Source organism: Streptomyces sp. L-9-10 (genome assembly GCF_004151105.1).
Taxonomy (GTDB): domain Bacteria; phylum Actinomycetota; class Actinomycetes; order Streptomycetales; family Streptomycetaceae; genus Streptomyces.
Genome location: NZ_PHRF01000050.1, coordinates 23,465 through 36,061, shown reverse-complemented (window position 1 = coordinate 36,061; position 12,597 = coordinate 23,465). Strand labels below are relative to the sequence as shown.

The following is a 12,597-nucleotide window of genomic DNA, read 5'->3' as shown; positions in this document are numbered from 1 at the left end:
TTGTCCAACTTGGTACGCAGGACGAAAGGCTCGGTATGCGGCAGAGAACCGGACCCCGGCGCAGACAATGGCATACGGCCGCCCTCGTGGCGGCGGCCTCACTGCTCGTCGTAACAGCACAGTCGGCGGCTATAGCACAACCCGCTCAACCAAAGTCGGCGGAAAGGGAATTCGCCTCCTCCTTCGAAGCGGACGAACCCCAGCCGGAGTGGCGCAACACCGTCGAAGTGGGACCCGACGGAGAGAAACGGGCATCCGGTGTCGACGGCGGCTTCACCAACGGAATTCCGGGCAATGTCACGGACCGGGTCGTCGAGCTGCGGGCCAGCGACGAGAACACCGGCGGCGGTGAGACCAAGGAGAACCTCGTCGACGTCCAGCCGGCCACGAAGTGGCTGGCGTTCGAGCCCACCGCCTGGATCGAGTTCGATCTCGACGAGCCGGTCAAGGTCGTCACGTACGCGCTGACCTCCGCGAACGACCATGCCGAGCGCGACCCCAAGGACTGGACGCTCCAGGGCTCCACCGACGGCAAGGAGTGGAAGGAGCTGGACTCCCGGAAGGGAGAGACCTTCACGGAGCGGTTCCAGACCAAGTCCTACGACGCCGCCGTCGAGGCCCCGGCCGCCTACCAGCACTTCCGGCTGGACATCACGGCGAACAACGGCGCCTCGGACGCGACCCAGCTCGCCGACGTGCAGTTCTCCGACGGCGACACGAGCACGCCCGCGCCGCAGGACATGCGCACCCAGGTGGACCGCGGCCCCTCCGGCTCCCCCACCGCCAAGGCCGGCGCCGGATTCACCGGCACACGAGCACTGAAGTACGCCGGTACGCACCAGCCGGAAGGGCGGGCGTACTCGTACAACAAGGTCTTCGACGTCCAGACGGCCGTGCGGCGCGACACCGCGCTCTCGTACCGGATCTATCCCTCCCTCCCGGAGACGGATCTGAACTATCCGGCCACGAACGTCTCGGTCGATCTCGCCTTCACCGACGGCACCTATCTGAGCGATCTGAAGGCGACCGACGCCCATGGCGGGCTGCTGACCCCGCAGGGCCAGGGCGACGCCAAGCGGCTCTATGTCAACCAGTGGAACCAGGTGGACGCCCGGATCGGCGCCGTGGCGGCCGGCAGGACCGTCGACCGGATCCTGGTGGCGTACGACTCCCGCACCGGCCCCGCGAAGTTCCAGGGCTGGATCGATGACATCAGCCTGGCGCCCAAGGCCGCCGAGAAGCGGCTCGCGCATCTGTCGGACTACGCCTCCACCACCCGGGGCACCAACTCCAGCGGCTCCTTCTCACGCGGCAACACCTTCCCCGCGACCGCCGTGCCGAACGGCTTCAACTTCTGGACGCCGGTGACCAACGCCGGTTCCACCAGCTGGCTCTACGAGTACAGCCGCGCCAACAACGCCGACAACCTGCCGACCGTGCAGGCCTTCAGCGCCAGCCATGAGCCGAGCCCCTGGATGGGCGACCGGCAGACCTTCCAGCTGATGCCGTCGGTGGCCGCCGAGACGCCCGAGGCGTCCCGTACGGCGCGGGCGCTGCCCTTCCGGCACGAGAACGAGACCGCGAGGCCGCACTACTACGGCGTGACGTTCGAGAACGGTCTCAAGACCGAGATGACCCCGACCGACCACGCGGCGATGATGCGGTTCACCTACCCCGGCGACAACGCCAGCGTGGTGTTCGACAACATCTCCAACGCGGGCGGGCTCACGCTCGATCCGGCGACCCGCTCCTTCTCCGGCTTCTCCGATGTCAAGAGCGGACTGTCGACCGGCGCGACACGGCTTTTCGTATACGGCGTCTTCGACGCGCCCGTCACCGCGAGCGGCAAGCTCACCGGCGGCGGGGGCGCCGACGTCACGGGCTATCTGCGCTTCGACGCCGGCAAGGACCGTACGGTCACCCTGCGCCTGGCGACCTCGCTGATCAGCCTCGACCAGGCGAAGAAGAACCTCTCCGACGAGATCCCCGCCACCACCCGCTTCGAGCGGGTCGAGGACCGGGCGCAGAGCGCCTGGGACGCCATCCTCGGACGGGTGGAGGTGGAGGGCGCGGACCACGACCAGCTGACGACGCTCTACTCCAGCCTCTACCGGCTGTATCTGTATCCCAACTCCGGCTTCGAGAACACCGGGACGAAGTCCCGCCCGAAGCAGCAGTACGCCAGCCCGTTCTCGCCGCAGACCGGGCCCGACACCCCGACGCACACCGGCGCGAAGATCGTCGACGGCGAGGTGTACGTCAACAACGGCTTCTGGGACACGTACCGCACGACCTGGCCCGCGTACTCCCTCCTCACCCCGAAGAAGGCGGGCGAGCTGGTGGACGGCTTCGTCCAGCAGTACAAGGACGGCGGCTGGATCTCCCGCTGGTCCTCCCCCGGCTACGCGGATCTGATGACCGGCACCAGCTCGGACGTGGCCTTCGCCGACGCCTATGTCAAGGGGGTCGACTTCGACGCGGAGGCGGCGTACGAGGCGGCGCTGAAGAACGCGACGGTGGTACCGCCCAGCTCGGGAGTGGGCCGCAAGGGCATGGAGACGTCGCCGTTCCTCGGCTATGCCTCCACGGAGACCCATGAGGGCCTGTCCTGGTCGCTGGAGGGCTACCTCAACGACTACGGCCTGTCGAAGATGGGCGAGGCGCTCTACAAGAAGACGAAGAAGGCGCGGTACAAGGAGGAGTCCGACTACTTCCGCAACCGCGCCCAGAGCTATGTCTCGCTCTTCGACTCGAAGGCCGGCTTCTTCCAGGGCCGTAACCTCAAGGGCGACTGGCGGGTCCCCTCCGGCTCGTTCGACCCGCGCGTATGGGGTTACGACTACACCGAGACGAACGCGTGGGGCTACGCCTTCACTGCGGTGCAGGACAGCCGCGGGCTCGCCAACCTCTACGGCGGACGCCCCGGTCTCGGGGACAAGCTGGACACCTACTTCTCGACCCCCGAGACGGCCGGCCCCGAGTTCGTCGGCTCGTACGGCGGCGTGATCCACGAGATGACGGAGGCGCGTGACGTACGGATGGGCATGTACGGCCACTCCAACCAGGTCGCCCACCACGCCGCGTACATGTACAACGCGGCCTCGCAGCCCTGGAAGACCCAGGAGAAGGTGCGCGAGGTCCTGGGGCGGCTGTACGTCGGCAGCGAGATCGGCCAGGGCTACCACGGCGACGAGGACAACGGCGAGCAGTCGGGGTGGTACCTCTTCTCGGCGCTCGGCTTCTATCCGCTGGTGATGGGCAGCGGGGAGTACGCGGTCGGCTCGCCGCTCTTCACCAAGGCGACCCTCCGTCTGGACAACGGCCGCACGCTGGTCGTCAAGGCGCCGAAGAACAGCGACAAGAACATCTACGTCCAGGGGCTGAAGGTCAACGGCAAGTCCTGGAACTCCACGGCGCTCCCGCACGATCTGCTGGCGCGCGGCGGGCAGCTGGAGTTCGCGATGGGCCCGAAGCCGTCGTCCTGGGGCACGGGCAAGGACGCGGCGCCTGTCTCGATCCAGCAGGACGACAAGGCCCCGTCACCGCGCACGGACGCCCTGACCGCGTCGGGCCCGCTCTCCGACAACTCCTCGGGCACCTCGGCGCCGGTCGGGTCCGTGGAGCTGCCGGTGGCATCGGCGACGAAGGCGGTCCAGTACACGCTGACGTCGTCCACGGCCGCGAAGGCCCCGGCCGGCTGGACACTGCAGGGCTCGGCGGACGGCACGAACTGGCGGACGCTGGACACGAGGACGGCGCAGTCCTTCGCCTGGGACCGGCAGACCCGGGCCTTCACCATCGCCAAGCCGGGCACGTACGCGAAGTACCGCCTGGTGAGCGACGCTCCGTCGACCCTGGCGGAGGTGGAACTGCTCCGCTAGCGGAGTGAGCCGAACAGCCGGAACGGGTCACCCGCGAGTGCGGGTGACCCGTTCCGCCGCGCCGGGGTCCAGATTCCACCGGACACGGGAACAGGCTCTAACGGCCCGACCGACGCTCGATCCGGCCCCGCACGGCGACCGCCCGGGGGTCGTCGTGGCCGGCGAGGAGCGCCAGCGCCTCCGTCCAGTGCCCGAGCGCCGCTTCCGGATCGTCGGCGAACAGCGCCTCGGCCAGACCGTCGAGGGCCATGGCCTCGTCCCAGGTGTCACCGAGTTCACGGTGGACGGCGACGGCCCGCCGGTGGAAGTGCGCCGCCTCCTCGTCCCGGCCCAGCCGCCGGTACACCTCGGCCGTGCTGTTCCAGGCGAGGGCTTCCCGGCTCTGGTTTCCCAGCCGGCGGTGGAGGGTCGCGGACCGCTGGTAGGAGGTGAGCGCGTCCGCCGGCCGGCCGTTGGCCCGCTGGGCGTCGCCCAGCGCGAGGAGCCAGTAGCCTTCGAGCCGGTGATCGCGCAGTGTGAGAGCGATGTCCACGGCGTCGCGGGCCGTGCCGAGCGCCTTCTCCGCTTCTCCCTGTTCCAGCTCCAGGTGACTGAGGAGTCGCAGGATGTTGCCCTCGCCCCGTGGGTTGTTCAGGGCGCGGTGGGACGCCAGCGCCCGCCGGGCGGCGGTGAACGCCTCGGGGAGACGGCCGGCGCGGTAGTGGGCTCCGGCGAGATTGGAGAGCACCGTCGCCTCCCAGTGGGCGGCGTCCTGCTCCCGGAAGGCCGTGATGGCCTGCTCGAAGAGGTCGGCGGCCCGGGTGAGCTCCCTCCTGTGGAGATGAACCAGTCCGATCAGGTTGAGCGAGTGTGCCTCCCCGGCCCTGTCCCCCAGCTCACGCCAGATCCGCAGGGCCGCGCTGTGGTTCTCGTGGCTCTCGCCGAGGCGGTTGTTCCGGGTGTGACTCATCCCCAGCTCGGTGAGCAGCTGAGCCTCTCCCCGGCGGTCACCCAGCCGGCGCGCCGCCGCCAGGCCGATGCGACCGACCGTCGGCCAGTCGGCGACGGGAGCGGAGGGAGAGTACGCGTTGGCCAGAACCGCTGACAGGTGCCAGGCGAGCCGGTCGTCTCCCGTATGGGCGGCGACGCGCACGGCCTGGAGCAGATTGGTGTGCTCGCGCTCCGCCCAGTCCACGGCGGCGTCGAAGTCGGCGAAGGACAGAGGCCGTACCTCCGCCGCGGGCGGGGACAGCTCCAGATGGAGTTCGGCGGGGCTGATCCAGCTCTGCGCGGCGTCCGCGGTGTGCAGATACCAGTCCAGTATCCGGCGAAGCGCCGCCGTCCGTCCCTCGGGCGGTTCCTCATGCTGCGCCTGATCGGTGGCATAGGCCCGCAACAGGTCGTGGAACTGGTAACGGTCCGGCGCGGTCTGTTCCAGGAGATGGGCGCCGACGAGTGAGTCCAGCAGCTGCCGGGCACGAGGGGCGGTCAGTCCGGCGAGAGCGGCGGCGGCATGAAGCCCGAACTCGGGACCGGGGTGCAGACCGAGCAACCGGAACAGACGGGCCGCGCTGTCGGGCAGAGCACGGTAGGACCAGGCGAAGACGGTGCGGACCGCTTCGGCCTCCTCGTCGTCCCCCGTGCTGAGGGCGTCCCAGAGGCCGCTCTCGTCCCGCAGATCCGCGATCAGGTCGTCCAATTTCATATGCGGTCGGCTGGCGGCGCGTTCGGCGGCGATCCGCAGGGCCAGTGGCAGCCGGGCGCAGAGTCCGGCCAGTTCGGTGAGCTTCTCCAGATCGTCTTCCGGCCGGTAGCCCGCGGTGACGGCCCGCAGCAGGGCCACGGCTTCCGGCTGTGGCAGCGTCCCCAGGGTCAGTCGGCGTGCCCCGTCTCTGACAGCGAGTCCGGACAACCGGCTGCGGCTGGTGACGACCACCAGACAGCCCGCGCTGCCCGGCAGCAACGGGCGGACCTGGCCGACCGTGGCAGCGTTGTCAAGGACGATCAGCATCCGGCGGTCGGCCAGAAAGGAGCGGTACAGCGCGGCGGCGGCATCGACGTCCTGTGGTACCGACCGGGGCCGTACACCGAGCGCGCCGAGAAAGCGGTGCAGAGCTTCCGGCGCCGTGACCGGCTCGCCCGGGTCGTAGCCACGCAGATTGACATAGAGCTGACCGTCGGGAAAGCGGTCCTGTACCTGATGGGCCCAGCGCAGGGCGAGCGAGGTCTTTCCCGCACCGGCGGTACCGGCGATCACGCAGACGGAGATGACGAGCGGATGACCGTCCTCATCGGCCAGAACGGCGTTCAGCTCGTCGAGTTCATGCGCGCGATTCACAAACCCCCGCACATCAGCGGGGAGTTGCCGGGGTGTGGTGTTCGTGGAACTGTCCTCGGTCTCCGCGGCGTGCTCATGGAAATGGATTCCCCCGCTCACGCTTCCGGCCTGGACAACATCGCGTGAAGTGCCCGACAGGTCGTTGTGCGACCTGCCGGGGCGCTTCTCGTCTCTGCCGTGCTCGTTGATCGTCCTACTCCGCGTTCGTCGTCGGCGGGGGAAGATGCGCTACCTCGCGAGCGAAGTAGCTCTCCACGTCCTCGCCCGCTCCGTAGATTTCCTTGATGTAGCTCTCCCAGCGTCCGACGATCCCGCTGTCGGAATAGCGGATCGCTCCTTGCGAAGCGCCGGACTCGTCATAGAGCACCTGGTAGAGCGTGCTTCCGCCGAGGATGACCACTTCCGGCAGGGGTCCTTCGCTCTCCGCCGCGGCTAACACTTCGGCACTTACCGTACGGATTCTCTCACCGTATTCCGCTCGCTGCCGCAGTGAATGCAGCTCCCATTGCAGATAGGGCGTCAGCGGCCGTTCCACTACACGCACCCGGTGGAAGACGAAGCCACGACGTTCGTCGTCACGGGCGGACTCGAGGAGATCATCGCGTCGTTCGTCGATGAGCCGCAGCGCCTCTTCCCACTCGCCTCGGGAGAGCGCGTCCCGGCTGGCACTGCCCTGTTCCCGGAAGTGCTGCCGCCGTTCGAGCTTCCAGGACTCAGCGTCGCGAATCGCCGCATCCCGTTCCCGGAAGTCCCGCTTGTAGACATCTCGTACGAGCCTCTCGCCCCGCTCGGGCGGGAGAGTCGGAGCGCGCAGGTCAAGCATCCGCGATATCCGTCTTGGCGGCGCTGAGCATGTTTCCGGGGATGACGACCAGCCGTTCGTCCGCGGCGAGAGTGACGCCCTTCGGCAGTCGCGGACCGTAAGAGGAGGTGAGGTCCCGGCCGATCACCGCGATATCACCGTTGTCGAGCTGCCAGATGTCCGGGCAATCGTCGCGTCCATCGGAATGGCCTAATTCCTCGGCCGACTTTCCGAGTCGCCGCTCGAATAACGCGGACGGATCTGCCTCCCAGGCACGTGCCATGCCTGCCTCCACTCAGGGTTGATTGAGTGCGCGACTGAGCCACAGTCTATGTGTGCCCGATTACTCAGAGCAACGTCCTGTGGGGGCGGGTTCTCGCCATAGAACGCGGCGAGGGCTGTGCCCCGTACGCGTACGTACGGGGCACAGCCCTCAACTGACCGTGATAAAGCCCTACTTGCGGATCAGGCTGCGCAGCACGTACTGCATGATGCCGCCGTTGCGGTAGTAGTCCGCCTCACCCGGGGTGTCGATACGGACGACCGCGTCGAACTCGACGCCCGTGTCCGTCGTCACCTTGACCGTGCGCGGGGTGGTGCCGTTGTTCAGCTCCGTCACGCCGGTGAAGGAGAAGGTCTCCTCGCCGGTCAGGCCCAGGGCCTGCGCCGAGGCGCCCTCCGGGTACTGGAGCGGCAGCACGCCCATGCCGATCAGGTTCGAGCGGTGGATGCGCTCGTACGACTCGGCGATGACGGCCTTCACGCCGAGCAGCGCGGTGCCCTTGGCGGCCCAGTCGCGGGACGAGCCCGAGCCGTACTCCTTGCCCGCCAGGACGACCAGCGGGGTGCCGGCGGCCTGGTAGTTCTGGGAGGCGTCGTAGATGAAGGAGACCGGGGCGCCCTCGACCGTGAAGTCGCGGGTGAAGCCGCCCTCCGTGCCCGGGGCGATCTGGTTGCGCAGCCGGATGTTGGCGAACGTACCGCGGATCATGACCTCGTGGTTGCCGCGGCGGGAACCGTACGAGTTGAAGTCGCGGCGCTCGACGCCGTGCTCCGTGAGGTACGTGCCGGCCGGGGTGTCGGCCTTGATCGCACCCGCCGGGGAGATGTGGTCGGTGGTGACCGAGTCGCCGAGCTTCGCCAGCACGCGGGCGCCGGTGATGTCCTCGACCGGGGACGTCTCCATCGTCATGCCCTCGAAGTACGGGGGCTTGCGGACGTAGGTGGACTGCGGGTCCCACTCGAAGGTGTTGCCGGTCGGGATCGGCAGCGCCTGCCACTGCGCGTCGCCCGCGAAGACGTCCGCGTAGGACTTGTTGAACATGTCCTCGCCGATGGCGTTGGCCACGACGTCGTTGACCTCGGCCTCGGTGGGCCAGATGTCCGCGAGGTGGACCGGCTTGCCGTCCTGGTCGACGCCCAGGGCGTCCTTGGTGATGTCCACCTTCATGGAGCCGGCCAGGGCGTACGCGACGACCAGCGGCGGCGACGCCAGGTAGTTCATCTTGACGTCCGGGTTGATCCGGCCCTCGAAGTTGCGGTTGCCGGAGAGCACAGAGGTGACCGCGAGGTCGTGCTCGTTGACGGCCTTGGAGACCTCCTCGGGCAGCGGGCCCGAGTTGCCGATGCAGGTGGTGCAGCCGTAACCGACGAGGTTGAAGCCGACCTTGTCGAGGTACGGGGTGAGACCCGCCTTGTCGAAGTAGTCGGTGACGACCTTCGAGCCCGGGGCGAGCGTGGTCTTGACCCACGGCTTGCGGGTCAGGCCCTTCTCGACCGCCTTCTTGGCCACCAGCGCGGCGGCGACCATGACGTACGGGTTCGAGGTGTTGGTGCAGGAGGTGATCGCGGCGACGGTGACGGCGCCGTGGTCGATCTCGTACGTCGTACCGTCGGGGGCCGTGACCAGGGTCGGCCGGGTCGGCACGCCGTTGGCGGAGGCCGGGGCGTCGGAGGCCGGGAAGGACTCCTTGCCCGCCTCCTCGTCCTCGGAGACGTAGTTGCGTACGTCCTCGGCGAACTTCTGCTTGGCCTCGGCCAGGATGATGCGGTCCTGGGGGCGCTTCGGGCCCGCGATGGACGGGACGACCGTCGCGAGGTCCAGCTCCAGCTTCTCGGAGAAGTCGGGCTCGGCGGCCGGGTCGAGCCAGAGGCCCTGCTCCTTGGCGTACGCCTCGACGAGGGCGACCTGCTGGTCGCTGCGGCCGGTCAGGCGCAGGTACTTCAGCGTCTCGTCGTCGATCGGGAAGATCGCGGCGGTCGAGCCGAACTCCGGGGACATGTTGCCGATGGTGGCGCGGTTCGCGAGGGAGGTGGCGGCGACGCCCTCACCGTAGAACTCGACGAACTTGCCGACGACGCCGTGCTTGCGCAGCATCTCGGTGATCGTCAGGACCAGGTCGGTGGCGGTGGTGCCGGCCGGCAGCTCGCCGGTCAGCTTGAAGCCGACGACGCGCGGGATGAGCATGGAGACGGGCTGGCCGAGCATCGCGGCCTCGGCCTCGATGCCGCCGACGCCCCAGCCCAGCACACCGAGGCCGTTGACCATGGTGGTGTGCGAGTCGGTGCCGACGAGGGTGTCGGGGTACGCCTGGCCGCCGCGGACCATGACCGTACGGGCCAGGTGCTCGATGTTGACCTGGTGGACGATGCCGGTGCCCGGCGGGACGACCTTGAACTCGTCGAAGGCGGTCTGGCCCCAGCGCAGGAACTGGTACCGCTCCTTGTTGCGGCCGTACTCCAGCTCCACGTTCTGCGCGAAGGACTCCGGCGTGCCGAACTTGTCGGCGATGACGGAGTGGTCGATGACCAGCTCGGCCGGGGCCAGCGGGTTGATCTTCGCCGGGTCGCCGCCCAGCTCCTTCACGGCCTCACGCATGGTGGCGAGGTCCACGACACACGGCACACCGGTGAAGTCCTGCATGATCACGCGGGCGGGGGTGAACTGGATCTCCTGGCTCGGCTGTGCCTGCGAGTCCCAGGAGCCGATGGAGCGGATGTGGTCGGCGGTGATGTTCGCGCCGTCCTCGGTGCGGAGCAGATTCTCCAGCAGCACCTTCAGGCTGTAAGGGAGGCGTGCGGAGCCCTCGACCTTGTCCAGCCGGAAGATCTCGTACGACTCGTCGCCCACCTGCAGCGTGCTGCGGGCGTCGAAGCTGTTCGCCGACACGACAGTCTCCTTCATCAATGTGCGCGTACTACCGTCATGCTGCCGCCACGACTCCTCGCCGATCCGCTAAGGTAAGGCTTAGTTAGGTCACCCTTACCGGCTGGCGGCCGCGGTACGCCTTCGGCAGATATCTCGATGTCGAGATAACTCTAGTACATGACCGCCGCGCGGTCATGCGCGGGTACGGCGCGGCCCGTTCCCGGGGCAGTGGGCCGGGGCAGCGCGGCGGGTCGGCGGGGCAGATCAGCGGGGCAGATCGATTGCGTCTGACCCGTGAGCCCGGTCAGTGGGTCGGCACGTTGTACGACATCAGGGCGACCTGCCGCGGCCGGCCGGCCGGGGCCACGGGCACGCGCAGTTCGGTGATCGCGCAGTTGCGCATCGCCGGGAACACGCGCCGGTACTCGCTCCCGGGGATGCCCAGCAGACGGCACAGGACCAGCCGGAACAGCGTGTTGTGCGCGACCGTCAGCACGCGCTCCCCCCGGCGGGCGTCCGCGAGCCGGAGCAGGGCCCCGGCGCCGCGGGCCGCCGCGGCCGTCGGGTCCTCGCCGTCCGGCAGCGGGTGGGCGGCCGGGTCACGGCGGAACGCCGCCACCTCGCGGGGATGGGTCGCTTCGAGTTCGGCGATGGTCCGGCCCTCGGCGATTCCGAAGTCGACTTCGAGCAGGTCCGGTTCGACGACGGCCTCCAGCCCCGTCATCCGGGCGGCGGGCTCCGCCGTGCGCCGGGCACGGGAGAGAGGAGAGGTCACGATCGCGTCGAGTCCGGCGCCCGCGGCCCACACCCCGAGCGCCTCGGCCTGCACCAGGCCGCGCGGGGTCAGATCGATGTCGCTGATACCGGTGTAGCGGTTCTCGTCGTGCCAGACGGTCTCGCCGTGGCGGGCGAGGAAAAGGGTGGTGCTGGTCGTCATCCGTGCTCCCGTGCGTAGGCGGCCACGTCCGAGGGCAGCCAGCCGCGCTGTTCGAGGGCGTCGACCAGGGTCACGAAGGGCCCGTCGAAGCGCCGGCCGGCCTCCGGGCGCGGTTCCAGAATCGTACGGATACGCACCATGCGGCGGGCCGCGTCGCCGCCCGTCACCGCGTGGGCGGCGAGCACCGCCATGCCGAGGGCGGAGTCGGCCTGTTCGGGGAGGGCGGCGGGCCGGCCCAGGACATCCGCGCGCAGCTGGTTCCAGTAGCCGCTGCGGGTGGCACCGCCGGTGAATGTGACCGGTCCGTCGATCGGGGCACCCAGGAAACGTACGTACGCCAGACAGAGCCGCTCGGCGAGCGCGACGCCCTGGAGCAGCGACGCGTGGTGATCGGCGTCGTCGGAGGGGCGGCCGAGCGTGAACGCCTCGGCGTCCGGGGCCAGGAACGGGAAGCGTTCGCCGCGCGAGACCAGGGGGTACGAGACGACGCTCGCCGGCTCACGGTCCGCGGCGAGACGGTCGAGGCGCGCGAGATCGGCTCCGGGGAACGCGTGGGTCAGGGCGCCGGCGCCGACGCTGGAAGCCCCGCCGGGGAGCCAGTGCCCGTCCGGGGAGCGGTGGTTGTAGAGGACACCGGCGGGGTCGCGGAGGGGGGTGGCGGTGACGCCCTTGAGGACGAGTGTGGTGCCCAGGACGGTGTTCCACCGGCCCACCTCCCAGGCGCCCGAACCGAGTTGGGCCGCACAGCCGTCCGTCATGCCCGCGATGACCGGGGTGCCTTCGGCCAGGCCCGTGTCGGCCGCCGCCTCGGCGCACACCGTGCCGAGCGGGGTGCCGGGGGCCACCACGGCGGGGAAGTCGAGGCCGGACAGGCCGAGCCGGTCGTGGACGGCGGTGGGCCAGGAGCGGGTGTGGAGGTCGTAGCCGGCCTTGAGGGCATGGCTGGAGTCGGTCGCCACGGGCCGCCCGACCAGGCGTGCGGTGATGAAGTCCGGCTGGTGGCAGACGCGGGCGCCCCGGAGGGTGCCGGTGCCGCCGAGGCCCTGCGCGCCGACGCCCACGCGCGCGCCCGCGCCGGTGAGCCAGAGCAGTTTGGCCAGCGCCCAGCTCGGCTGGATACGGAGGCCGAGCGCGTCCCATACCTCGGCGCCGGTCTCCTGCGCGTACCGCGCCTCGGCCCCGGCCCGGCCGTCGTCGTACATCAGCGCGGGGGTCAGGGGCACCCCGCGCGCGTCGGTCAGCAGGACGGTGCCCGACGTACCGCACACCGCGACTCCCCGTACGCGCGCACGCCCCCGCGCGGAAGCGGACGCGGGAGTGGAGGCGGACAGGGCGCTCAGCGTCTGGCGGATGGCGTCACCGGCGCCCCGCCACCAGTCGGCGGGCAGTTGTTCATGGCGGTCCCCCTCACGATGACCGGTGAGGGGGGCGGAGCCGCGGCCGAGTACCCGCCCGTCGTCGGTGACAGCCAGAGCGCGTACGCTCTGCGTCCCCAGGTCGACTCCCATCCAC

Annotated in this window: 7 protein-coding genes; 1 reads left to right on the top strand and 6 read right to left on the bottom strand. The window is 69.6% G+C overall.

Going from position 1 to position 12,597, the window contains the following annotated elements; all coding sequences use genetic code 11:
- The first annotated feature begins 35 nt into the window (after positions 1-35).
- Positions 36-3,881 (top strand): GH92 family glycosyl hydrolase, encoded by a 3,846-nt coding sequence (locus CU044_RS13645; RefSeq protein WP_129768826.1) that lies wholly within the window; start codon positions 36-38, stop codon positions 3,879-3,881.
- A 97-nt stretch (positions 3,882-3,978) separates the two neighbouring features.
- Here CU044_RS13645 and CU044_RS13640 read toward each other — a convergent pair whose 3' ends face one another.
- The 6 genes from CU044_RS13640 to CU044_RS13615 all read right to left on the bottom strand — a co-directional run bounded on the left by CU044_RS13640 (position 3,979) and on the right by CU044_RS13615 (position 12,593).
- Entirely contained in the window at positions 3,979-6,297 is a 2,319-nt protein-coding gene (locus CU044_RS13640; RefSeq protein ID WP_240045567.1) for a tetratricopeptide repeat protein, read from the bottom strand.
- Between the two features lie 94 nt (positions 6,298-6,391).
- Positions 6,392-7,021 carry a DUF6879 family protein gene (locus CU044_RS13635; protein ID WP_129768825.1) on the bottom strand — a complete coding sequence of 210 codons (630 nt, stop codon included), beginning with the start codon at positions 7,019-7,021 and terminating at the stop codon, positions 6,392-6,394.
- Entirely contained in the window at positions 7,014-7,283 is a 270-nt protein-coding gene (locus CU044_RS13630) for a hypothetical protein (protein WP_129768824.1), read from the bottom strand. Before CU044_RS13630 ends, CU044_RS13635 begins: the two co-directional genes overlap by 8 nt.
- A 171-nt stretch (positions 7,284-7,454) precedes the next feature.
- On the bottom strand, positions 7,455-10,169 hold the full coding sequence (acnA, locus tag CU044_RS13625; RefSeq protein ID WP_129768823.1) for an aconitate hydratase AcnA: 2,715 nt from the start codon (positions 10,167-10,169) through the stop codon (positions 7,455-7,457).
- 283 nt (positions 10,170-10,452) lie between these two features.
- A complete protein-coding gene (locus tag CU044_RS13620; RefSeq protein WP_129768822.1) occupies positions 10,453-11,085 on the bottom strand; it encodes a histidine phosphatase family protein in 633 nt (210 codons plus the stop codon).
- Positions 11,082-12,593 (bottom strand): FGGY family carbohydrate kinase, encoded by a 1,512-nt coding sequence (locus tag CU044_RS13615; RefSeq protein ID WP_129768935.1) that lies wholly within the window; start codon positions 12,591-12,593, stop codon positions 11,082-11,084. Before CU044_RS13615 ends, CU044_RS13620 begins: the two co-directional genes overlap by 4 nt.
- Positions 12,594-12,597 lie beyond the last annotated feature (4 nt).